The sequence below is a fragment of the Sphingomonas hankookensis genome, from assembly GCF_028551275.1.
Classification (GTDB): Bacteria; Pseudomonadota; Alphaproteobacteria; order Sphingomonadales; family Sphingomonadaceae; genus Sphingomonas; species Sphingomonas hankookensis_A.
Genome location: NZ_CP117025.1, coordinates 317,237 through 338,732, shown reverse-complemented (window position 1 = coordinate 338,732; position 21,496 = coordinate 317,237). Strand labels below are relative to the sequence as shown.

Sequence of the window (21,496 nt, the reverse complement as noted above, 5' to 3'; positions counted from 1 at the left end):
TTCCTGCCATATCGTCATTCCGGCGAAGGCCGGAATCCATGGATTCGGGACGTGGCGGCCCCTTCGCGGCGCTTCGTGACCATGGATCCCGGCCTGCGCCGGGATGACGAATAGGAGACAATGCTATGCCGGAAACCTTCGTCGAACGCGCAGGATTGTGGGTCGCGGTCGAACTGGCCGCCTTCCTCGAACGCGATGCGCTGCCCGGCACCGGCATTCCGGCGGACTCCTTCTGGGAAGGGACCGCCGCGATCTTCGCCCGGTTCGCACCGGAGAATCGCGAGCTGCTGGCCCAGCGCGACCGGTTGCAGGCGCAGCTGGATGCCTGGTTCGTCGAACGGCAGGGGCAGGCGATCGATCCGGCCGAGCAGTCGGCGTTCCTGCGCGATATCGGCTATCTGGTCGAGCAGCCGGCGCCGTTCACGGTGCATCCCGACAATGTCGACCCGGAGATCGCGACTTTGGCCGGGCCGCAGCTGGTCGTGCCGATCCTGAATGCGCGCTTCCTGCTGAACGCGGCCAATGCGCGTTGGAGCAGCCTGTACGACGCGCTGTACGGCACCGATGCGCTTCCCGGCGCGCCGGCGGCGGGCGGCTATGACGCGGCGCGCGGGGCGGCGGTGATCGAGCGGGCCAGGGCGTTTCTCGACGAGGCAGTTCCGTTGGCGAACGGCAGCTGGCGCCACTGGGACGGTGGTACGCCCGAGCTTGCCGACGCTTCGCAGCTGGTCGGGCGGGCGGGCGACAATTGGCTGCTGCGTCACCATGGGCTGCACATCGAACTGGTGATCGACCGCGCCCACCCGATCGGCGCCGGCGATCCCGCCGGGCTGGCCGACATCCTGCTCGAATCCGCGCTGACCACCATCTGCGATCTGGAGGATTCGGTCGCGGCGGTCGATGCCGAGGACAAGGTCGCGGCGTACGCCAACTGGCTGGGGCTGATGCAGGGGACGCTGACCGCGCGCTTCGCCAAGGGCGGGCGCGAGGTGACGCGGGCGCTGGCGGAGGATCGCCGCTATGTCACGCCCGAGGATGGCGAACTGGTGCTGCCGGGGCGCTCGCTGCTGTTCGTGCGCAATGTCGGGCATCTGATGACGACGCCCGCCGTCCGCCTGCCGGACGGCAGCGATGCGCCCGAAGGCATGCTCGACGCGATCGTCACCAGCCTGATCGCGTTGCACGACCTGAACGGCCCGCGCGCCAACAGCCGCGCCGGATCGATCTATATCGTCAAGCCCAAGCAGCATGGCCCGGAGGAGGTCGCCTTTACCGACCGGCTGTTCGATGCGGTCGAGGACCTGCTGATCCTGCCGCGGTACACGATCAAGGTCGGGGTGATGGACGAGGAGCGGCGGACCTCCGCCAATCTGGCCGCCTGCATCCATGCGGTGCGGCACCGGATCGTGTTCATCAACACCGGCTTCCTCGACCGCACCGGCGACGAACTGCACAGCGCGATGCATGCCGGGGCGATGATTCCCAAGGGCGAGATGAAGGGCGCGGACTGGATCGTGGCGTACGAGGATCGCAACGTCCAGATCGGCCTTGCCTGTGGTCTCGGCGGGCGGGCGCAGATCGGCAAGGGCATGTGGGCCGCGCCCGACCGGGTGGGTGACATGCTTAGCCAGAAGATCGCGCATCCGATGAGCGGGGCAAGCACCGCCTGGGTCCCGTCGCCGACCGCGGCGACGCTGCATGCGCTGCATTATCACGCCATCGACGTCGCGGCGCGGCAGGCGGCAAGGGCCGGCGAGCCGGTGGCGTCGCTCGACCGGCTGCTGACGCTGCCGTTGGCCGGGCGGCGCAACTGGGACGCGGCGGAGGTGGCGCGGGAGTTGGACAACAACGTCCAGGGCATTCTCGGCTATGTCGTGCGCTGGATCGATCAGGGGATCGGCTGTTCGAAGGTGCCCGACATCCATGACGTCGGCCTGATGGAGGACCGCGCGACGCTGCGCATTTCGTCGCAGCATGTCGCCAACTGGCTGCTGCACGGGGTCTGCACGACCGCCGACGTCGATGCCGCGTTCGAACGGATGGCGGTCAAGGTCGATTCGCAGAATGCCGACGACCCGGCGTATCGGCCGCTGGCGAGCGGCATCGCGCTACAGGCGGCGCGGGCGCTGGTGTTCGAGGGGCTGGAGCAGCCCAATGGCTATACCGAGCCGTTGTTGCACGCGTATCGGGCGGTCAGGAAGGCAGCGGGGTGAGCGGGCGGTATGGATCATCGTTGCATGGCTCTCCCCGCTAGTGCGTCTGCTGACGCCTGGTTGCGGACGCACCGGCATCCACTAGACTAGCCGCCATGAAGATGATGCCCGCACTTTGCATTGCGATGGCGACGATGGCCGGGTGTGTCGCGAATTTCGCGTCCGCTCAAGCCGGCGCTCCCCCGCCTTACGATCACTGCTTCGCGGGTCCCTTCGTGCTCACTTTCGAGCGCGGCTCGGCACAGCTTACGGAATGGCATAGAGAGGTGCTTGCCACGGTTCGATCGGAAGCAAAGCACTGCGGTGGTGTAATGATGATCGAAAGCTATCCTTCCGATGACGGGCCGCCTGATTTGCAAAGGCGGCGGGCATCTGTAGTGTTTGACCACTTGAAGAATAGAGGCGTCCTTCCGGACAGGGTTGCGATTGGGCTGCCGGCGCGGCCATGGCCGACACCCACCGAGGACGGACGCCAACGGCACATTCAAGTCTTTCTCGCGATCTGGCGCTGAACAGGCGAACGTCCGCTTCCCACCGGAAACTTGTCACCCCGCCGCGACACCGCCCGCCGCCGGCTCCAGCGCATTGATCGCGGCATGGACCCGCGCCTCGATCTCCTCGCGCGGCAGACCGGCCGGGATGGGATCGAGGAAGCTGATGGTAATCACCCCCGGCCGGCTCGGCCCCTTGCGCGGCATGCAATGCCCGCTGTCGAGCGCGACCGGGACCACGGGCATATTCAGCGCCTTGTACAGCCCGGCGAAGCCCGATCGCAGCGGCGGGGCTTCGCCGACCGCCACCCGCGTGCCTTCGGGAAAGATCAGCACCGAGCGGTTCTCCGCCCGCGCCACGGCGGCTTCCTTCAGCATCTGGCGCAGCGCCTTGGACGATGCGTCCCGGTCGACACCGATCGCGCCATAGGCCTTGGCCGTCTTGCCCCAGAAGGGCATGTCGATCAGCTCACGCTTCATCACGATCAGCGGACCATCGATCAATTCGGCCATCTCCAGCGTCTCGAACATCGCCTGGTGTTTGACCGCGAACAGATAGGTGCCGCGCGGGCGCTCCCCCTCCACCCGCACCCGAACGCCCAATATCCAGCGGGCGAGGAAGCGGTGGACGCGGATCCAGACATGGGCGTGGCCGTGCATCGCGTCGCGGCCGATCGCGGCGGAGATCGGCGCGGTCAGTACGATCGGCACCGACGCGCCATAGAACAGGATGCGGAACAGCCAGGTGCGGACCCACGCGATCACAAATCGATCCCCAGCCGCATCACCAATCCCCGCACCAGATATTTGTTGTACTCGCCGAACAGCAGCGCGAAGCCGGGATTGGCGGTGACCGGATCGCGCACGATCTCGACCGAGTTGCCGAGCGCATGGCGCAGCTCCATGGCTGCCCGGGCCATATGCCAGTTGGAGGTGACGAGGCGGATCGAGCGATAGCGGTTGCGCCGGACCCAGTCGGCGGTCTCGTCGGCGTTCGACCGGGTGTCGACCGCCTCATGGCCCAGATCGACGCAGCAGCGGAACAGCCGGCGCGGCGCACCGTTCGCGGCGGCAAGTTCGTCGGGGCGCACATCGGGATCGACGCCGGTGACCAGCATCCGCCTCGCCTCGCCCCGCTCGATCACGGCAAGGCCGCGCTCGATGCGACCGGGGCCGCCGGTCGGCACCACCACGCCATCGGTGCGGCGCGCATCGGTGAGCGGCGTCGGCAGCGTGACCGAGAACAGAGCAAAGCCCAGCGCATAGAGCAGCAGGACGACCGCGAAGATGCGCCCCATCACAGCACCCGCGCCAGTCGCCGCAGCACCGCGATCCGCGCCGCCAGCATCGCAAGGCCGGTAAAGGCGAAGGGCAGGGCGGCGATCAGCGCCCAGTCGGCACCCGCCAGCGTCACGCCGTCGGCCAGCTGCGATTCGAGCGTCGCCATGCGTTCGCCGAGCGCCACGATCACCAGCGCGCCCGCCAGCGCGCCGATCAGCCCACCGGTCAGCGTATCCTGCCCGATGCGGCGCTGGAACAGGCGTGCGATCTGAAGGTCGGTCGAACCCAGCATATGCAGGATGTCGATCGTTCCGCGATGCGTATCAAGCCCTGCGCGTGCCACGAGCAGCACGACGGCGGCGGTTGCGCTGGCCATCACCAGCACCAGTCCGAACGCGGTTAGCCCGATCGCGCCAACGAAGCTGCGCACCGGGGCGAGCCACGTCGCATGGCGGTCCACCCGGATGCCTGCGCCGACGCCCTTGGCCAGCGCCTCGACCCGCGCGACCGCCGCGTCGTCGCCGCTGCGCAGGTCGACGTCGATCATCGCCGGCATCGGCAGGTCGGCGTCCAGCCCCGCCTCGCCCAGCCAGGGTCGCAGCAATTCGGCGAGGCGGGCACGGTCGACCTCCGCCGCGCGGGCGACGTCGGCCGAGGCCTTGAGCCGCGCCAGCAGCCGGACGACCTCGGCATCGCGCCGGGCGGCGTCGCCTTCGATCACCTGCACCGTCAGTCGCGCGGCCAGCTGGCGGTCGAGCGCCCCCCCGGCATTGCGCGTCGATAGGCCGAGCGCGGCGCTCAGCGTCGTCAGGAAGATCATGATCGCCATGATCCACACCATCGCGCGGCGCCCCTGCCGGTCGTCGAGCAGCGGCTGTGCGGCCGAGCGTGCGGTCATGCCGCGCCTGCGACAAAGGGATCGACCAGCCGCCCGCGATCGAGCTGCATCAGCCGGGCATCCGGTACGCGGTCGAGCAAATGGTGGTCGTGCGTCGCCATGACAACCGTTGTGCCCAGCCGGTTAAGCGAGGCGAACAGCTTCAGCAACCGTTCGGCCATGTCGGGATCGACATTGCCGGTCGGTTCGTCGGCGACGAGGATTTCGGGCCGGTTGATGACCGCGCGGGCGATGGCGACGCGCTGCTGCTCCCCGCCCGACAGCGTCGGCGGACGCGCATCGGCGCGATCGCTTAAGCCCACCCAGGCCAGCATCTCCCCCACCGGCTCGGCAATGTCCTCCTCCGGCATACCCGCAACCCGCAGCGGCAGCGCGATATTGTCGCGTGCCGAGAGGTGCGGCACCAGCCGGAAATCCTGGAACACCACGCCGATGCGGCGGCGAAACCCTGGCAGGCGACCGCGCGGCGAGGTCACCATATCCTCGCCGAACAGGCGGATGACGCCCCGACTGGGCCGCTGCGACAGATAGAGCAGGCGCAGCAGCGACGTCTTGCCCGCGCCCGATGCGCCGACCAGGAAATGGAACGTCCCGGCACTGAGCGTGAAGCTGACATCGCTCAGCGTTTCCGGCCCCTGACCATAGCGAAGGCCGACATTTTCGAACTGAACGATGCTGGCCACGGGCGCCCTTGCTTCCACCGGTCTTCCGCCCATCGCACAAGGTCGCGATTGTCTCAAGCATCACGCAATCGCGCCTTGCCATGGACCGCCAACCCGCCGTAGATTCGGCGCTCGGATTATAGTCGCGCCCAGTTGGCTCCGCAGGTTGGCGGCCCGGCGCGGCCCATGCAGGGGGCAGGGGACGATGATCCTCGAATGTACGCAATGCCATATGCGCTATCTGGTCGCCGATTCCGCGATCGGACCGGCCGGGCGCACCGTGCGTTGCGCCGGTTGCCGGCATAGCTGGTTCCAGCCGCCCGCGATGCTTGACCTCGGCACCACCGCCGCGGTCACCCCGCCTAGCGAGCCGGCGCGCGTGGCCCAGCCGGCGATGGCCGATGCGGCTGCCGACGCCCCCCGTCCGCGCAGCGCGCCGCCGGTGGCGCCGGCGGCGACGCCCGACGCGCCCTATGCCGAAGCGCCGCGTCCCGCGCCGCTGCGCGCGCGCAGCACCGAACCGCGCTGCTATGTCGATCCGGAGGCCGAACGCGCCGAGCGGGGCGAACCGATCAACGCCTTCGTCCATCAGGCCCCGTTCGTGCCGCGCCGCAACCCGGCGCGCCGCCGCACCGCCATCGCGGTCGCCGCCGGCGTCGCGATGCTCGCGGCCTGTGGCGGCATCCTCTACACCGGAACGCCCGGCATCGCCGAACAGCTCGGCCTGCCGATCGCGTCGAGCGCCAGCGACGCGCTGAAATTCGCGATCAACACGCCCGAACGCCGCCTGCTGTCGAGCGGCAACGAACTGTTCGCGGTGTCGGGGCGGATCATCAACGAAACCGGCAGCCGCCAGCGCATTCCCGACATTCGCGCAGTGTTGAAGGACAGCCAGAACCGCGACGTCTATAGCTGGACGATCAAGCCGCAGACGCGGGTCATCGGGCCGAGCGGGAGCCTGAGCTTCAACAGCGCCGCGCTGGACGTGCCGGCGAACGCCAAGGAACTCGAACTGAGTTTCGCTTCGGGGCTGTAAGACGGTCGGGCACAGCGCGCTACCTCCCCCCATCGTCACCCCGGACTTGATCGGGGGTCCCGCTTCTTATTTTTCGCGCGGCAGATAAAAAGCGGGACCCCGCGTCAAGCCCGGGGTGACGTGAAAAGCAGGATTCACGCCGCGATCGGAAAGCGCAGCAGCCGGTCCTCCAGCGCGATCAGCGCCTCTGCGCCGGTCCCGACCGCGCGCACGATCTCCGGATGATGCGCGTCCAGCCCGCCGGTCAACGATCCGAACGCCGGCAGGATCAGCTTGCTGGCGGTCGCGACGAAACAGCGCCGCGATACGCCGCGCCCGCGCAGCTTCACCCGCAGCTTGGGATGGAAATGGCCGGACAATTCGGGACGTGGCTCGGCCGGATCGGCTTCGTGGCGTAGCACCACGCCGTCGACCACTGCCTCGTCGACCAACCGCCCGCCGCAATGGTCGGCGACGATCCGGTCATGGTTGCCGGTGATCCACGTCCAGTCGACCCCGCCGGTCAGCGCACGCAACCGGGCCTGCGCCTCTTCCGACAGCCGGTCGCACCCGCCGATATCGTGGAAACTGTCGCCCAGGCACCAGATTTCCGCCGGCTGCGTCCGGGAGACCACCGCCTCGATCCCGGCCAGCGTTTCAAGGGTGTCATAGGGCGGCAGCATCTGCCCGAACTGCGCGAACCAGCTGGCCTTTTCGAAATGCAGGTCGGCCAGCAGCAACGCGCGCCGCGCCGGCCAGTACAGGGCACCGGCCGGGAGGGCGGCAAAGGCGTGGCCGGCGAACGAAAGGCGAACCATGGCATGCCTATAGCGCAGCGCGTGTGGCGCTCAAGCCGCGGGGGCGTAACGATCGTGTTTGCGGCACTGCCCCAACCCAATCGTCACCCCGGACTTGATCCGGGGTCCCGCTTCTTCTTCTAGCCGCGGGAAGAAGCGGGACCCCGGGTCAAGCCCGGGGTGACGGTATGTGTAAGCACCCCCGCTCTTACAACCAAACATCAACCACATGGATCGCCAGCCCGACCATGCCGCCGACCAGCGTGCCGTTGATGCGGATATATTGCAGGTCGCGACCGACCGCGTTTTCCAGCCGGCCGGTGATCGTCTGCGCATCCCAGCCGCGTACCGTGTCCGACACCAGCCGGACGATGCCGTCGCCATAATCGGCGACCGCGCCGACCACCGCACGGCGGGCGAAGCGGTTGACCTTGGCTTTCAGCACCGGATCGGACTGGAGCGTCCGGCCGAGCTGGCGCATCGCCTCACCGATCGGCCCGGCGAGCGCGCGGTCGGGATCGCGCGCGGCGCGCAGCATGCCGCCGCGAATCTTTTCCCACACCCCCATCCACCATCCGGCGAGCGCGGGATTGTCGATCAGGTCGTTCTTCAACCGCTCGACCTTCGCCTGCATCTCCGGCGAATGTTGCAGGTCGTGCGCCAGCAGCGCGAGGCCCTCATTCGCCTTCGCGCGCAGTGGGTGAGCCGGGTCCTCGGCGACTTCAGCCAGCATCTTGTGCAGGCCGCGCACCACCGACGTCGCCAGCGTCTCGTCGAGGCCGGTCCAGCGCAGCACCGCCCCGGCGCGCTTCTGGATCATCGCGCGGACCAGTTCCTCGTTCGCGTCCAACGTCTTGGACGTCCAGCGGATGATCGCATCGACCAGCGGCAGGTGCCGGTCGTCGGCGATCGCCGCCTCCAGCGTGCGGCCGAGTGCGGGCGACACCTGCATCGCGCGCAGCCGGTTGGCCAGCGCACCGCGCACCATCGTCCCGAACTGGTCGGGGTCGAGCCCTTCGAGGACATTGACCGCCAGCCGCGACGCGCCATGGCGCAGCCGCCCGCTGCGCGCTGCCGGATCGGCCAGCCACTTGCCCGCCGCCCCCGCCGCATCCACCCGGTGCATCCGCCGCGCAACGACCCGCGCCGTCAGGAAATTGTCGCGCAGGAACGCGGCCAGCGTATCGCCGATCCGGTCCTTGTTGCGCGGGATGATCGCGGTATGCGGGATCGGCAGGCCGAGCGGATGGCGGAACAGCGCGGTGACCGCGAACCAGTCGGCAAGGCCACCGACCATCGCCGCTTCGGCAAAGGACTGCACGAAGCCCCAGGCGGGATGGACGCCTTCCATCCGCCGCGACAGCAGGAACAGCGCGGCCATCGCCACCAGCATGAACGTGGCCAGCCGCCGCATCCGGCGGAGCGGAACGGGAACCGCATCGCCGGCGCGGGTGAGAGGGGATGCCATCCCCGAAACAATCGCCGGATGGCCGGAAAGTTCAATAGGAGCGGTACGCCGCCCCCACTCAAATACGTCACCCCAGCGAAGGCTGGGGTCTCCTGCGGCTCTTGCTGCGTGCTGTCACCGGGAGACCCCAGCCTGCGCTGGGGTGACGCTTGGGGCCGGGCGGGTTCCATCCCCGTCCGGTCTGGCCGAACGGGGGAAAGCCGACTTACTCCGCCGCCGGCAGCGACTTCGGCCCATCACCCGGCGGCAGCGGCGCACCGGGCTTGTGGTCGATCGCCAGGCCATCGGCATCGCCCGGACGATAGGTCAGCAGGCGCCGCGACAGGCGCGGGCCGATCCAGCGTTCGAGGCCGACCGCCAGGCTGAACGCGCCCGGCACGATCAGCAGCGTCAGCAGCGTCGACAGCGTCAGGCCGCCGATCACGGTGATCCCCATCGGCCCGCGGAAGGACGAATCGCCCGAAAGCGCCAGTGCGGTCGGCACCATGCCGGCGACCATCGCGACCGTGGTCATCACGATCGGCTGCGCCCGCTTGTGCCCGGCATCGAGGATCGCGACCTCCTTCTCGACGCCCTTCTCCATCTCCTCCAGCGCGAAGTCGATCAGCAGGATCGAGTTCTTGGCGACGATGCCGAGCAGCATCAGCAGCCCGATATAGACCGGCATCGAGATCGGGTTGCCCGTCACCCACAGCGCCAGCAGGCCGCCCAGCGGCGCCAGGAACAGCGACCCCATGTTCACGAAGGGCGGCATGACCCGCTTGTAGAGCAGCACCAGCACCGCGAAGACGAGGAAGATGCCCGAAATCACCGCGACGATGAAGTTCTGGATCATCTCGCCCTGCCACTTCGCCTGACCGACGGTCAGTTCGGTGACGCCCAGCGGAAGGTTCTGCATCGTCGGCAGCTGATGGATCGCCTTCATCGCGACACCCGACACGACACCGGGGGCCAGGTCGGCACCGACGACCAGGCGCCGCTGCTGGTTGATGCGGTCGATCTTGGTCGGGCCGGCGCCGAAGCCGATATCGGCGACGACCGACAGCGGGACCGATCCGCCATTGGCGGTCGGCAACGGCAGGTTCTGGATCGTCGACAGCCGCGAGCGGGCATCGCGCGACAGCGCGACCCGGATCGGAATCTGCCGGTCGCTCAAGGAGAAGCGCGCGCTGTTCTGGTCGATATCGCCCAGCGTCGCGATGCGGATCGCACCCGACAGCGCGGCGGTGGTGACGCCGAGGCTGGCGGCGAGGTCGCTGCGCGGGCGGATGATGATTTCCGGACGCTTCAGATCGCCCGACACGCGCGGCGCCACGATCATCGGCAGCTTCTCCATCTCCTTGACCAGCTTGTTCGCGGTTTCGTTCAGCTTCGCCGGATCGTCACCGCCCAGCGTAATCGACAGGTCGCGGCTGGAGCCGCCCCAGCCGAACTGCGACCGGAACGACACGCGCGCATCGGGGATCGCCGCCAATTGGGGCGCGAGGCCGCGTTCGAACTCGGTGCTCTTGACCGTTCGCTTGGCGGCAAATTCCTCGTCGTCCAGCAGGCCAAACCTGTGGCGGACGCGCTCGCCGAAGCTGGGTTTGTCGATCAGCTCGGCGGTGACGCGGCCATTGCCGGCATAGCTCGACGAATAGACCGACTTCACCATCGGCTGCGACGCGAGCAGCCGTTCGACCCGCTTCACGACGGCGGCGGTCTGTTCCAGCGTGGTGCCGGGGACCATTTCGACCGTCGCGGTCACCCGCTCGCGATCCTGCGGCGGCTGGAACGTCTGGGGCAGGACCATGAACATGACGACGGTCAGCGCCAGCGCGGCGATGGCGGCGACGACCGTCGACCAGCGATGGCGCAGCGTCCAGCGCAGCACGCCCATATAGCGGTCCATCAGCCAGCCTTCGCCATGGCTGGCGGTGCCGTGGGCCTTCAGGAAATAGGCGGCGATCATCGGGGTGATGAGCCGCGCGACGGCAAGGCTCATCAACACCGACGCGACGACGGTCAGGCCGAAATTCTTGAAGAACTGGCCCGAAATACCCGGCATCAGGCCGACCGGCAGGAAGACCGCGACGATCGCCATCGTGGTCGCCAGCACGGCGATGCCGATCTCGTCCGCCGCATCGATCGATGCCTGATAGGCGGATTTGCCCATCCGCATGTGCCGGACGATATTCTCGATCTCCACGATCGCATCGTCGACCAGCACGCCCGCGACCAGACTGAGCGCCAGCAGCGTCATCTGGTTGAGCGTGAAGCCCAGCATGTCCATGAACCAGAAGGCGGGGATCGCCGACAACGGGATGGCCAGTGCCGAGATGAAGGTCGCGCGCCAGTCGCGCAGGAAGATGAACACGACGACGATCGCGAGCAGCGCGCCCTCGTACATCGCAGTCATCGCCGAATGATATTGGGTTTCGGTGAACTCGACCGAATTGGACAGCAGGGCGAAGCGGACCTGCGGGTTGCGCTTCTGCAGCTCGGCGAGCTTCTTTTCCGCTTCGTGGAAGACGGTGACGTCGGACGCGCCCTTGGCACGCTTGATGTCGAACGCCAGCACCGGACGGCCATTATATTCGGCGCGGCTCTTGGGCTCGGCATAGGCGTCGCGGACATCGGCGATGTCCGCGAGGCGGATCGACCGTCCGCCGGCGACCGGGATCTGCGTCTGCGACAGCGCATAGGCGGTCGAGGCATTGCCCAGCACGCGGACCGATTGCTGCGACCCGGCGATTTCCGCCTGACCGCCTGCCGCGTTCAGATTGACCTGCCGCAGCGCCTGGTTGACCTGGGATGCGGTCAGCCCCTGCGCCTGCAACCGCGCGGGGTCGAGCGTGACGCGGATTTCACGGTCGACGCCGCCGACCCGTTCGACGGTCGCCATGCCGTCGATCGACAGCAATTCCTTGGCCACCGTATTGTCGACATACCAGCTGAGCTGTTCGGGCGTCATGTCGTCGGCGATCGCGGTCCACGACGCGATATCCGAATCGGTCGTATTGGCGCGATAGATTTGCGGTTCGAGGATGCCGTCGGGCAGCTGGCTGCGAATCTGGTTCACCGCCTCGCGCACGTCGTTGACCGCGCGGTCGATCGGCGTGCCGATGTCGAGCTGGATGACGGTGGTCGACGACCCTTCGGTCACGGTCGATTCGATCTGGTCGATGCCCTGCAGGGCGCGCACCGCGGCCTCGACCCGCTGCGTCACCTGAGTCTCGAGCTCGGTCGGGGCGGCGCCTGGCTGGCTGATGACGACGATCGCGACCGGGAATTCGATGTCCGGGTCCTGGTTCACGTCCATCCGCATGAAGCTGACGATCCCCGCGATCGTCAGCGCGAGGAACAGCACCAGCGGCGGCACCGGGTTGCGGATCGACCATGCCGATATGTTGCGGAAACCCATGGCGCTATTCCTTGCGGGCGGGGGTGGCGGCGGCGCGGACCGGCACCACCTGCTGACCCGGATTGAGGAAGGCGCCTGCGCTGGCGACCACGCGCTCGTCGCCCATCAGGCCCGACGCGATCAGCGCGCCTTCGTCCGATACCTCGGCGACCTTCACGTCGCGGCGCACCGCCTTGTCCTGCGCATCGATGACATAGACATAGCTGCCCTTGTCGTCGCTCAGCACCGCCGATTCGGGCAGCAGTGGCGCGGTCGACGCGCCGGCACCGATCCGGGCGCTGGCAAAGCCGCCGGGCCGCAGCGCCGGGTCGTAGTTCAGCGCGATGCGGGCGATGCCCTGCCGCGTCTGCGGGTCGATGATCGGCGAGACCTGCCACACCTGCCCCTTGAACACGCGGGTGTCGCCGACCGGCACGACCTCCGCCGGCACGCCCGCGCGCACCGTCGCCAGATCGGCTTCGGACAGCTGCGCGCGCATTTCCATCTGCCCGCCCATCGCGATGCGGAACAGCACGCCGCTGCCCCCGCCGATCACCTGCCCCGGCTCGACCGCGCGGGTCAGGACGAGGCCGGCGGCGGGCGCGCGGATGTCGAGCCGGCGGTTGCGCGCCTGCGTCTCGGCCAGCTGCGCCTGCGCGACGCTCACGCGCGCATTGGCGGCGTCGCGGGTCGCGGTCTTGCGGTCGATATCGGCCTGCGACACGAAGCCGCGCTCGACCAGCTGCTTCGACCGGTCGAGTTCGGTCTGCGCGATCTGCGCGTCGGCGCGGGCGACGCGGACCTGCGCGGCCAGCGACTCGGCGGTCTGCGCCTGCACCGACCGGTCGACCGTGGCCAGCACCTGTCCGGCGCCGACCCAGCTGCCCGGTTCCACCAGGACCTGCGTGACGAGCCCGCCTTCGCCGACGACGCCGACCGGCATCTCGCGCCGGGCGGCCAGCGAACCGGTGCCGGTGACGGTACGGGTCACGGTGTCGCGGCCGGGTACGACAACGGTTACCTTGGGCAATGCGCCAGCGGCGGCACCGGCGGGCGGCGCCTTGGCTGCCGGGGCATCGCCGCCCTTGCGACCGAATGCCCAGAAGGCGCCGATGGCGACCAGCAGGATGACGACGATCCCGACGATGACCGCGCGGTGGCGCGATCGCTTGGTGCCGTCCGGGCCGGTCAGCATCTGGCGGTCCCCCGCGATCGACGTCGATTCGTAATTCATCCACCCCATCCCATTGAGGGCCCCCAGCCCCGGCCGAGCTGTATTATCTTAATACAGCACCTTTCTCAAGCATACACATCGCGTTTTTCGATAAGAACGACAAGCCTCGCATCGATTGCGTTCAGCGTGCGTTTTGGCGCGGTCCCGTAACGACCGCCGTGCCGTTGCAAATTGATTTCGAAAGAGGATGTGCCGATGCTCCGTTCCGCCCTGATCCTGGCCGCCATCGGCGGCGCGCTGCCCGCCGCCGCGCAACAGGTCGCGCCCGCCGTCGCGCCGGTCCTGACCGATGCGACGCTGCTGGACGTGGTGGCCGAAGGAAAGGCGACTCGCGTCCCCGATATCGCGACGATTCGCGCCGGCGTCGTCAGCCAGTCGCCGACCGCCGCCGCCGCGCTGTCCGACAATGCGCAACGCATGACCCGGGTCGTCGCGGCGCTGCGCAAGGCGGGCGTCGCCGACCGCGATATCCAGACCGCGCAGATCCAGCTCCAGCCGCAATATCGCTATGCCGAGAATCAGCCGCCGGCGATCACCGGTTATCAGGCGAGCAACAGCGTCTCGGTCCGCTTCCGTGACGTGGCGAAGAGCGGCTCGATCCTCGACGCGCTGGTGGCGCAGGGCGCGAACCAGATCGACGGGCCGAACCTCTCGGTCGATGCCGCCGATGCCGCGCTGGACGAGGCGCGCACCGACGCGATCCGCCGCGCCCGCGCCCGCGCCGAACTCTATGCCAAGGCGGCGGGGATGCGCGTCGACCGGATCGTGTCGATCGTCGAGAATGGCGGCGACCAGCCGCCGATGCCGATGCCGGTCATGGCACAGGCGCGGATGGTGAAGATGGCCGACTCCACCCCGCTGGCGGCGGGGGAGCAGGACCTGCGGGCAACCGTGTCGGTGCGTTTCCTGCTGCGGTAAAGGGCGCGGTGCGCCCCTTCTTCGTCACTCCCGCGAAGGCGGGAATCCATTGACGCCTCCGCTTGCGAACCAGCCGCGACGGCAGCGTGTATGGACTTCCGCCTTCGCGGGAGTGACGAAGGGTGGTCGGGCGGTTACCCCAGAAACCGCTCGGCAACATCCGCCGGCACCCGCACCAGCCGCCCGCTCTGCCGGTCGAGCACCGCCCAGGTCGTCCGCGCATCGACCTTTACCCGCCCGTCCGCGCCGGTGAAGCGCATCAGGCGGTCGAACCGTGCCCCGCGCGGCGCCTCGCCGACCCAGGTCTCGGCGGTCACCGTTTCCCCGGCGGCGACATTACCGCGATAATCGATCTCGTGCCGGGTGATGACCCAGACATAGGCGGCCTGCTGTTCGGGCGTCGCGACCGCCATCCAATGTTCGACCGCCACATCCTGAATCCAGCGGACCCAGACCGCGTTGTTCACATGGCCCAGTTCGTCGATATCGTCGGGGCCGGCGGTGATCGAACGGGTAAAGCGGGGGGCGGTCATTGCGGGACGATCGGCTCCGTTGCGGGACGGGGCTTCAGGCCGCTGTCCGAAATCCGCCATGCCCGTTGTTCGGCGGTCGCGCCATCGATATCGCCGCTCCGGTGCAACGTGACCGGCCCGGTCATCGCCACCGGGGTTCCGTCGCGCAATTTGCCCGTCACCCGCACCGGAATCGGGATATAGCGCTGTCCTGCCCCGGCATCGATCCGTCCGGGCGCGCCGACGACCGCGCGATAGTCGGCATATTTGGCGAAGGACTGGGCAAAGGCCGCCTGCGACATGCCCGATGCCTGTCCGCCATTGCCCCATAGCCGCCACGCATCGCCATAGCGGCGCTCGCCGATCGCGGCGAAATAGTCGCGCAGCACCTGCACCGCCGCATCCGCGCCGGGCTCGGCCATGGTCCCGCTGGGGGCGGGGGCAGGCGCGGGGGCGGCGCGGACACGCCGGGGATACCCTCGCCGGCCGGCATGGTGGTCGCGGGCGTCACCGGCGTCGGCGCTCCGGCGGCGGGCTCGGGCGGCGCCGCCACCAGATCGGCTTCGGCCGTCTGGTTGACGACCGCGGCATTGTCTGCCGAACCGCCGCCCCCGCATCCTGCCAGCAGCAACGCCAGCACGGCTCCGCCCGCGATCCTCATGGCTCGATCGCGTCGCGATCGGCATCGTCGAGGTCGTCGTCCTCGGCGAGATTGTCGTCGTCGAAATCTTCCTGCAACTCGTCCTCGGACTGGTCGCCCTGTCCGGTGATCGTCACATCCTCGTCCTCCTCGGCGAGTTCGTCGTCGACCATGTCGAGTTCGTCCTCGTCCTCGTCGTCGGACATGCCCAGATCGGGTTCGAGGTCGGTCAGGATAGTGCCGTCGCTCGGCCCGTCGCGCGTCGCCTCGAGGATTTCGGCGCGCTGGCTTTCGTCATAGCCGTCCTCGTCATAGCCGTCGTCGCCGGTGCCCTGTCCATTCACCTGATGCCCGCCCATGGCGCGTCTCCTATCCAGTCAGGCTGGGGAAACCCGCATGCCGCCGGGCGGGTTCCTAAAGTTCGATCCACTGACGTGGAAACGGTGCCGGCCCACTCCCCCACCCGGCCACCCATTAAGGATACGCTGTGAGTGGCCGGGTGGGGGAGTGGGCCGGCACCGCCCTGATCCAGCTTCGCTGGATCGGCCACTACCCACGCCGGAACAGCCGGCCATGTTCGGTGCGAAACACGACGAGCAGAGCAAGCAGGCCGAGGCCGAGGAACCCGCCGTACAGCGGCACCGTCGTCCCGTCGAACGATTGGCCGATGATCGCGCCGAGCACCGCGCCGCCCAGCATCGACACGAATCCCTGCAACGACGACGCGGTCCCGGCGATCGACCCCATATTCTCCATCGCCATCGCCGAGAAATTGGAGGTGGCGAGGCCGAAGCACGCCATCATCATCGCCTGCAGCACGATGAAGTTGACCAGCGATTCGACACCCGCCAGCGTCACCGCCAGGTGCACGCCCGCCACCGCGACCAGCCCGAGCAGCGCCGCGTGCGAGATCAGCCGGGTGCCGAAGCGCATCACGATCCGCGAATTGAAGAACGATCCCGCCGCCATCGTGCTGGCGACGCAGGCGAAGACGACCGTCAGCAGCTTCGGCCGCTCGAACGTCACCTCCATGATCTGCTGGATCGACCCGACGAACCCGAACAGCCCGCCCGACAGCAATGCGGCGGCGATGGTGTAGCCCACCGCATAGCGATCGCGCAGCACGATGCGATAGCCGGCGAGGATGCGGCTGGGCTGGAGCGGCTGGCGCTCCGATTCCGGCAGCGTCTCGGGCATGCGCAGCACGAACCAGGCGAGGATGATCGCGGTGACGATCGCGATCCCGCCAAAGATCCAGCGCCACGACGCGAAGACCAGCACCAGTTCGCCGAACGACGGTGCCAGCACGGGGGCGGCCATGAAGAAGATGAACGCCAGGCTCATCACCCGTGCCATCGCCCGCCCCGAATAACAGTCGCGCACCAGCGCGATGGTCACCACCCGTCCCGCCGCCACGGCGGCACCCGATGCCAGCCGGGCGATCAGCAGCAGCATGAAGCTGCCCGAAATCGCCGCGACCAGATTGGTGATCGCGCTGGCGACCAGCCCGACGATCAGCACCGGCCGCCGGCCATAGCGATCGGCGAGCGGCCCATAGGCCAGCTGCGCGACCGAAAAGCCGATCAGGAAGGCGGTAATGACGAACTGCCGCATATTGGGCTCGGCGACGTCCAGCGTCTCGCCGATTGCGGGGAGCGCGGGCAGCATCGAATCGATGCCCAGCGCCGTCAGCGCCATCAGCGCCGCGATCAGCGTCACGAACTCGCCGAACGGGAGCGGCGAACGGTCGGCGGAGGGCGGGGGCGTGCGCGTTTCGGCGGGGGATTCGATGGTCTGCGACATAACGGAGCCTCCATGGCCCATGTCGCCCGCCGGGTCACGCACAGGATGACCCTGTTCCTGCCGCTCGCCTACGTCTATCTTCATGCGCATACCCGTATTGTTCAGGATGTTGAGACTCATGGCTGACACGCCGCTTTCGCAGGTTCCGCTGATTTCGATGGCGCAGGCGGAGCAGGACCCCGACGGTTTCGCCCGCGACTTCGGCGGGTCGTTCCAACGCTTCGGTTTTGCGATGGTGTCCGACCATGGCGTCGATCAGGGCGTGATCGATCGCGCTTGGGCGATGACCAAGGCGTTCTTCGACCTGCCCGAGGCGGAAAAGCGCCGCTATTTTGTCGAGGGCGGCGGCGGCGCGCGCGGTTATACCCCGTTCAAGACCGAAATCGCCAAGGGCGCGACCCATGTCGACCTCAAGGAATTCTGGCATGTCGGCCGCGAACTGGCCGCCGGCCACCGCTATGGCGACGTCATGCCCGCCAATGTCTGGCCCGACCGGCCGGAGGGGTTTCGTGAGGCGTTCCTCGACCTGTTCGCGGCGCTCGATGCGGCTGGCGACCGGCTGCTCTCGGCGATCGCGCGTTATCTGGGGCTGGAGCCGAACTGGTTCGACCGCGCGGTGAAGGACGGCAATTCGGTCCTGCGCCTGCTCCATTATCCGCCGGTTCCCGCCGACGCCCCCGAAGTCCGCGCCGGCGCGCATGAGGATATCAACCTTATCACCCTGCTGCTGGGCGCGGAGGAAGCCGGCCTCGAACTGCTCGACCGCGACGGCCGCTGGCTGCCGGTCGCCCCGCCGCCCGGCGCGATGGTGGTGAATGTCGGCGACATGCTGCAGCGGCTGACCAACCATGTCCTGCCCTCCACCACCCACCGCGTCGTCAACCCGGCACCCGAACGCCGCGGCCATTCGCGCTATTCGATGCCGTTCTTCCTCCACCCCGCGCCCGATTTCCTGATCGAGACGCTGCCCGGCTGCGTCAGCGAGGAGCGTCCCAACCGCTACGAAACCCCGATCACCGCGCACGACTATCTCTACCAGCGACTGGTCGAGATCGGTCTTATCAAGAAGTAGTTTGTAGAAACCGTTTGGTTCGAGCAGCTTCGAGCGAAGTCGAGAAGCGTCCGTCGAGAACGCGTTGCCAACGGGAACAGCGGGGTATGCCAACACCCTTCCCCTCCCGCGCCACACCCTCTAGAGACATGAAACCGGCCGGAGCGATGCTCCGGCCGCAATTTTGTTACGTGTGCAACAAGAGGAATATATGACCCAACCGCTCCGCATCGCCATCGCCGGTCTCGGAACCGTGGGCGCGGGGGTCATTCGGCTGATCGAGACCAATGGCGAGCTGATCGCTAGGCGTGCCGGTCGCCCGATCGAGGTCGTCGCCGTGTCGGCCCGCGACCGTTCGCGCGACCGGGGCGTCGACCTGTCGCGCTATCAATGGGTCGATGACACCGCCGCTCTGGTCCATGCCGGCGATGCCGATGTCGTGGTCGAGCTGATCGGCGGATCGGACGGCCCGGCACTGACGCTGGCGCGCACGTCGCTGTCGGCGGGCAAGAGCTTCGTCACCGCCAACAAGGCGATGATCGCGCATCACGGTCTCGAACTGGCCGAAGTCGCCGAGGCCAAGGGCGTGGCGCTGAAGTTCGAGGCGGCGGTCGCGGGCGGCGTGCCGGTCATCAAGGGCCTGCGCGAAGGGGCGGCGGCGAACGAGATTTCGCAGGTCTTCGGCATCCTCAACGGCACCTGCAACTTCATCCTGTCGAAGATGGAAAGCGAAGGCCGCGATTTCGCCGAGGTGCTGGCCGAGGCGCAGGCACTGGGCTTTGCCGAAGCCGATCCCAGCTTCGACATCGACGGCGTCGATGCCGCGCACAAGCTCTCAATCCTCGCCAGCATCGCGTTTGGCACCCGCCCGGCATTCGATGCGGTGGCGGTGACCGGCATCCGCCACGTGCTGGCCGCCGACATCGCCGAGGCGGCGGCCTTGGGCTATCGCATCCGGCTGGTCGGGGTGGGCGAGGCCGGGCCGCACGGGCTGTTCCAGCGGGTGCATCCGCATCTGGTCCCGCTCGACCATCCGCTGGCGCATGTCACCGGCTCGCTCAACGCGGTGGTCGCGGAGGGCAATTTCGTCGGCCGCCTGTTCTTCCAGGGCCGCGGGGCCGGGGACGGCCCGACCGCCAGCGCGGTGGTCGCCGACCTGATCGACATCGCCCGCGGCGAATTCGGCCCGCCCTATGCGATGCCCGCAGCGTCGCTCACCGCCGCCGCGCCCGAACAGGCGAGCGAGCGGCGCGGGCGCGCTTATGTCCGGCTGCATGTCGCGGACAAGGTCGGCGTGCTGGCCGAGATCGCCGCCGCGATGCGCGACGCGGGCGTATCGATCGAAAGCCTGATGCAGCGCGGCGCGAACGCCGATGGCAGCGTGCTGGTCGCGATCGTCACCCATGAAGGCCCGGAACGCTGCATCGCGCAGGCGCTGGAAAAGCTGGAAAGCTCGGCCAGCGTGCTCGGCCGTCCGATGTGGATGCACGTGCTGGGCGGGTGAGGGCGCCCACGGCCTGACCGCGGCGGACAACTGAGCTAATGCGTCACCCCGGACTTGATCCGGGGTGACGCTTTCTACCGACCGTCGTAAAATAAGAAGCGGGACCCCGGGTCAAGCCCGGGGTGACGGATGCCAAGGACGGTAACGCCAAGGCCACCGGGACCGACCGACAATCCCTTACGGCAGCGGAATGCTCGACTCCGCCTTCGCCCGCGCCCGCCGTTCCGCCCGCGCCGCATTGGCCCGCTGCACGAAGCACCCGGTCTGCCCGCCGACGCCCGCCGTCGAGCAGCTGCCGGTGCCGAACGAGCCGGCGTTCAGATTGTCTTCGACCCGCGTCGCCCAGCTTTCGCCGTCGCGCGTCGGTTCGGCGTCGCGCAGTTCCTTCGGGATGCGGAAGCGCTCGCGCTCGCTGCGGCGGACGCAGACCACGATTTCCTCGCCATCGGCATTGGTCGGGCATTTGTCATTGCCGTAAATGACCAGCGTCCCGTTCTGCACCTGTGCGGCGGCAGGGGCGGCGGGCAGGGTGAAGGCGGCGATCGCGGCGGCACCGGCCAGAAGCATGCGGGTCATCATTTCCTCCTGTCCGGATAACGCCCGGTCGGTCAAATACGTTTCGAAACTTCGATGGCGACGCGGCATCCCGCGCGGATCGCCGCCGACAGCACGGGATAGGCCGGCGCGCGTTCGGCACCATGCGCCAGCGCCGCTTCCTTGTGCTCCAGTTCCTCGGCCTGGAACCGGGCGATCGCCTCGCTCAACTCGGGATGATCGTCGCCCAGTTCGGCGAGCTGATCCTCATAATGTTTGTCGATTTCGGTCTCGACCGCCGCGGTGCAGGCCATTGCCGCCTCCGGCCCGATCGCCGCCGTCACCGCGCCCAGCGCAAAGCCCGCCACGTCCCAGAAGGGCTGGATCAGCGTCGGTCGCACGCCGCGCTCGGCGATCAGCGCGTCGAAATAGGCGCGGTGTTCCGCCTCCTGCAACGCCATGCCCTGGATCGCCGCCGACATGGGGCTGCGGTCGCCCATCACCGCCAGCTGCCCGGCATAGATGCGGGTTGCGCCATATTCGCCCGCCTGATCGACGCGGATCATCGATTCCAGCCCGCCGGGCCTGCGGTCGCCGGGTCGCCACTTGGTCATGTCCGCCTCCGTGTCGCGAGGATCAGTACCGCCAACGCACCAGTGATCGAAAGGATCGCGTTGAATCCGGCCAGCGAAATGCCGAACAACGTCCATTGCGGCACGTCGCAGCGTACGACCGGTTGCCGCACGATCGCCGCCAGTAAATCCCCCCCGGTCGCGCCGAGCGTGTTGGCGCAGGCGGTGATCCCCTGCCACCAATGATATTCGACCCCGGCATGGAACACGCCGATCGCGCCGCTGACGAGGATCGCGATCCCGGCCAGGATCACCAGCGCCCGCTTGCCCGACGTGCGCGGCACCACGAACGACAGCGCGGCAAGGCCGATCGCGGCATAATGCGGCCAGCGCTGCCAATGGCACATCTCGCACGGGCACAGCCCGCCGAGATATTGCGACGCCAGCGCGCCGGCGATCAGCGTGAGCGGCAGCAGCAGCGCGATCCAGCGCGCGAGCGGCAGGTCGTTGGCCCGCATCCG

The 21,496-nt window shown here is 68.3% G+C and carries 21 protein-coding genes; 6 read left to right on the top strand and 15 right to left on the bottom strand.

What is annotated here, in order from left to right; genetic code table 11:
* Positions 1 to 125 precede the first annotated feature (125 nt).
* Together PPZ50_RS01650 and PPZ50_RS01645 are read left to right on the top strand one after the other, a co-directional pair.
* Entirely contained in the window at positions 126 to 2,213 is a 2,088-nt protein-coding gene (locus PPZ50_RS01650; RefSeq protein ID WP_272815692.1) for a malate synthase G, read from the top strand.
* A 95-nt stretch (positions 2,214 to 2,308) separates the two neighbouring features.
* The gene (locus PPZ50_RS01645) at positions 2,309 to 2,725 is read left to right on the top strand and encodes a hypothetical protein (RefSeq protein ID WP_126013553.1); all 417 of its coding nucleotides are present in this window, start codon (positions 2,309 to 2,311) and stop codon (positions 2,723 to 2,725) included.
* Positions 2,726 to 2,758: 33 nt separating this feature from the next.
* Here the strand turns inward: PPZ50_RS01645 and PPZ50_RS01640 are convergent, their stop codons facing one another.
* The 4 genes from PPZ50_RS01640 to ftsE are packed head-to-tail and all read right to left on the bottom strand — an operon-like array spanning position 2,759 to position 5,566.
* Positions 2,759 to 3,469, bottom strand: a complete 711-nt coding sequence (locus PPZ50_RS01640) for a lysophospholipid acyltransferase family protein (RefSeq protein ID WP_066692161.1) — start codon at positions 3,467 to 3,469, stop codon at positions 2,759 to 2,761.
* Positions 3,466 to 4,005, bottom strand: coding sequence for a YdcF family protein (locus PPZ50_RS01635; protein ID WP_066692158.1), 540 nt, complete (start codon positions 4,003 to 4,005; stop codon positions 3,466 to 3,468). The genes PPZ50_RS01640 and PPZ50_RS01635 overlap by 4 nt, the downstream gene beginning before the upstream one ends.
* Entirely contained in the window at positions 4,002 to 4,883 is an 882-nt protein-coding gene (locus tag PPZ50_RS01630) for a cell division protein FtsX (RefSeq protein ID WP_066692156.1), read from the bottom strand. Before PPZ50_RS01630 ends, PPZ50_RS01635 begins: the two co-directional genes overlap by 4 nt.
* A complete protein-coding gene (gene ftsE, locus PPZ50_RS01625) occupies positions 4,880 to 5,566 on the bottom strand; it encodes a cell division ATP-binding protein FtsE (protein WP_066692153.1) in 687 nt (228 codons plus the stop codon). Before ftsE ends, PPZ50_RS01630 begins: the two co-directional genes overlap by 4 nt.
* A 184-nt stretch (positions 5,567 to 5,750) precedes the next feature.
* On the opposite strand from ftsE, the gene PPZ50_RS01620 reads away from it, so the two are divergent.
* On the top strand, positions 5,751 to 6,581 hold the full coding sequence (locus PPZ50_RS01620; RefSeq protein ID WP_272815691.1) for a zinc-ribbon domain-containing protein: 831 nt from the start codon (positions 5,751 to 5,753) through the stop codon (positions 6,579 to 6,581).
* Positions 6,582 to 6,715: 134 nt separating this feature from the next.
* Here the strand turns inward: PPZ50_RS01620 and pdeM are convergent, their stop codons facing one another.
* The 4 genes from pdeM to PPZ50_RS01600 all read right to left on the bottom strand — a co-directional run bounded on the left by pdeM (position 6,716) and on the right by PPZ50_RS01600 (position 13,441).
* Positions 6,716 to 7,378 (bottom strand): ligase-associated DNA damage response endonuclease PdeM, encoded by a 663-nt coding sequence (gene pdeM / locus PPZ50_RS01615; RefSeq protein ID WP_066692148.1) that lies wholly within the window; start codon positions 7,376 to 7,378, stop codon positions 6,716 to 6,718.
* A 187-nt stretch (positions 7,379 to 7,565) separates the two neighbouring features.
* A complete protein-coding gene (locus PPZ50_RS01610; protein ID WP_066692146.1) occupies positions 7,566 to 8,825 on the bottom strand; it encodes a DUF445 domain-containing protein in 1,260 nt (419 codons plus the stop codon).
* 205 nt (positions 8,826 to 9,030) lie between these two features.
* On the bottom strand, positions 9,031 to 12,228 hold the full coding sequence (locus PPZ50_RS01605; RefSeq protein ID WP_066692144.1) for an efflux RND transporter permease subunit: 3,198 nt from the start codon (positions 12,226 to 12,228) through the stop codon (positions 9,031 to 9,033).
* 4 nt (positions 12,229 to 12,232) lie between these two features.
* A complete protein-coding gene (locus PPZ50_RS01600) occupies positions 12,233 to 13,441 on the bottom strand; it encodes an efflux RND transporter periplasmic adaptor subunit (protein WP_066692142.1) in 1,209 nt (402 codons plus the stop codon).
* 195 nt (positions 13,442 to 13,636) lie between these two features.
* Here PPZ50_RS01600 and PPZ50_RS01595 point away from each other — a divergent pair, with 195 nt between their 5' ends.
* On the top strand, positions 13,637 to 14,359 hold the full coding sequence (locus PPZ50_RS01595) for an SIMPL domain-containing protein (protein WP_066692140.1): 723 nt from the start codon (positions 13,637 to 13,639) through the stop codon (positions 14,357 to 14,359).
* A gap of 134 nt (positions 14,360 to 14,493) precedes the next feature.
* Here PPZ50_RS01595 and PPZ50_RS01590 read toward each other — a convergent pair whose 3' ends face one another.
* From PPZ50_RS01590 to PPZ50_RS01575, 4 genes are all read right to left on the bottom strand, one after another.
* Entirely contained in the window at positions 14,494 to 14,892 is a 399-nt protein-coding gene (locus PPZ50_RS01590) for an acyl-CoA thioesterase (RefSeq protein WP_066692133.1), read from the bottom strand.
* Positions 14,889 to 15,293, bottom strand: a complete 405-nt coding sequence (locus PPZ50_RS01585; protein WP_272815690.1) for a hypothetical protein — start codon at positions 15,291 to 15,293, stop codon at positions 14,889 to 14,891. The genes PPZ50_RS01590 and PPZ50_RS01585 overlap by 4 nt, the downstream gene beginning before the upstream one ends.
* A gap of 235 nt (positions 15,294 to 15,528) precedes the next feature.
* Entirely contained in the window at positions 15,529 to 15,870 is a 342-nt protein-coding gene (locus PPZ50_RS01580; protein ID WP_066692129.1) for a DNA primase, read from the bottom strand.
* Positions 15,871 to 16,060: 190 nt separating this feature from the next.
* On the bottom strand, positions 16,061 to 17,314 hold the full coding sequence (locus PPZ50_RS01575) for a multidrug effflux MFS transporter (RefSeq protein ID WP_084401697.1): 1,254 nt from the start codon (positions 17,312 to 17,314) through the stop codon (positions 16,061 to 16,063).
* A 118-nt stretch (positions 17,315 to 17,432) separates the two neighbouring features.
* On the opposite strand from PPZ50_RS01575, the gene PPZ50_RS01570 reads away from it, so the two are divergent.
* Positions 17,433 to 18,386: an isopenicillin N synthase family dioxygenase gene (locus PPZ50_RS01570; protein WP_066692127.1), complete on the top strand. Its 954-nt coding sequence runs from the start codon at positions 17,433 to 17,435 to the stop codon at positions 18,384 to 18,386.
* A 190-nt stretch (positions 18,387 to 18,576) separates the two neighbouring features.
* A complete protein-coding gene (locus PPZ50_RS01565; RefSeq protein ID WP_066692124.1) occupies positions 18,577 to 19,869 on the top strand; it encodes a homoserine dehydrogenase in 1,293 nt (430 codons plus the stop codon).
* Positions 19,870 to 20,046: 177 nt separating this feature from the next.
* Here the strand turns inward: PPZ50_RS01565 and PPZ50_RS01560 are convergent, their stop codons facing one another.
* From PPZ50_RS01560 to PPZ50_RS01550, 3 genes are read right to left on the bottom strand one after another with little or no spacing between them, the layout of a single operon-like run.
* Positions 20,047 to 20,445 carry a hypothetical protein gene (locus PPZ50_RS01560; protein ID WP_084401722.1) on the bottom strand — a complete coding sequence of 133 codons (399 nt, stop codon included), beginning with the start codon at positions 20,443 to 20,445 and terminating at the stop codon, positions 20,047 to 20,049.
* Positions 20,446 to 20,477: 32 nt separating this feature from the next.
* Positions 20,478 to 21,017 (bottom strand): demethoxyubiquinone hydroxylase family protein, encoded by a 540-nt coding sequence (locus PPZ50_RS01555; RefSeq protein WP_066692114.1) that lies wholly within the window; start codon positions 21,015 to 21,017, stop codon positions 20,478 to 20,480.
* Complete coding sequence (locus tag PPZ50_RS01550) at positions 21,014 to 21,493, bottom strand: disulfide bond formation protein B (RefSeq protein WP_272815689.1); 480 nt, start codon at positions 21,491 to 21,493, stop codon at positions 21,014 to 21,016. Before PPZ50_RS01550 ends, PPZ50_RS01555 begins: the two co-directional genes overlap by 4 nt.
* Positions 21,494 to 21,496 lie beyond the last annotated feature (3 nt).

Excerpts from the sequence above, each read along its gene's own strand:
- PPZ50_RS01650 (WP_272815692.1), top strand. The coding sequence starts at position 126 with ATGCCGGAAACCTTCGTCGAACGCGCAGGATTGTGGGTCGCGGTCGAA.
- pdeM (WP_066692148.1), bottom strand. The coding sequence starts at position 7,378 with ATGGTTCGCCTTTCGTTCGCCGGCCACGCCTTTGCCGCCCTCCCGGCC.
- PPZ50_RS01595 (WP_066692140.1), top strand. The coding sequence starts at position 13,637 with ATGCTCCGTTCCGCCCTGATCCTGGCCGCCATCGGCGGCGCGCTGCCC.
- PPZ50_RS01605 (WP_066692144.1), bottom strand. The coding sequence starts at position 12,228 with ATGGGTTTCCGCAACATATCGGCATGGTCGATCCGCAACCCGGTGCCG.
- PPZ50_RS01575 (WP_084401697.1), bottom strand. The coding sequence starts at position 17,314 with ATGTCGCAGACCATCGAATCCCCCGCCGAAACGCGCACGCCCCCGCCC.
- PPZ50_RS01580 (WP_066692129.1), bottom strand. The coding sequence starts at position 15,870 with ATGGGCGGGCATCAGGTGAATGGACAGGGCACCGGCGACGACGGCTAT.
- PPZ50_RS01555 (WP_066692114.1), bottom strand. The coding sequence starts at position 21,017 with ATGACCAAGTGGCGACCCGGCGACCGCAGGCCCGGCGGGCTGGAATCG.
- PPZ50_RS01585 (WP_272815690.1), bottom strand. The coding sequence starts at position 15,293 with ATGGCCGAGCCCGGCGCGGATGCGGCGGTGCAGGTGCTGCGCGACTAT.
- PPZ50_RS01600 (WP_066692142.1), bottom strand. The coding sequence starts at position 13,441 with ATGAATTACGAATCGACGTCGATCGCGGGGGACCGCCAGATGCTGACC.
- PPZ50_RS01630 (WP_066692156.1), bottom strand. The coding sequence starts at position 4,883 with ATGACCGCACGCTCGGCCGCACAGCCGCTGCTCGACGACCGGCAGGGG.
- PPZ50_RS01620 (WP_272815691.1), top strand. The coding sequence starts at position 5,751 with ATGATCCTCGAATGTACGCAATGCCATATGCGCTATCTGGTCGCCGAT.
- PPZ50_RS01550 (WP_272815689.1), bottom strand. The coding sequence starts at position 21,493 with ATGCGGGCCAACGACCTGCCGCTCGCGCGCTGGATCGCGCTGCTGCTG.
- PPZ50_RS01560 (WP_084401722.1), bottom strand. The coding sequence starts at position 20,445 with ATGACCCGCATGCTTCTGGCCGGTGCCGCCGCGATCGCCGCCTTCACC.
- PPZ50_RS01570 (WP_066692127.1), top strand. The coding sequence starts at position 17,433 with ATGGCTGACACGCCGCTTTCGCAGGTTCCGCTGATTTCGATGGCGCAG.
- PPZ50_RS01590 (WP_066692133.1), bottom strand. The coding sequence starts at position 14,892 with ATGACCGCCCCCCGCTTTACCCGTTCGATCACCGCCGGCCCCGACGAT.
- PPZ50_RS01645 (WP_126013553.1), top strand. The coding sequence starts at position 2,309 with ATGAAGATGATGCCCGCACTTTGCATTGCGATGGCGACGATGGCCGGG.
- PPZ50_RS01610 (WP_066692146.1), bottom strand. The coding sequence starts at position 8,825 with ATGGCATCCCCTCTCACCCGCGCCGGCGATGCGGTTCCCGTTCCGCTC.
- PPZ50_RS01565 (WP_066692124.1), top strand. The coding sequence starts at position 18,577 with ATGACCCAACCGCTCCGCATCGCCATCGCCGGTCTCGGAACCGTGGGC.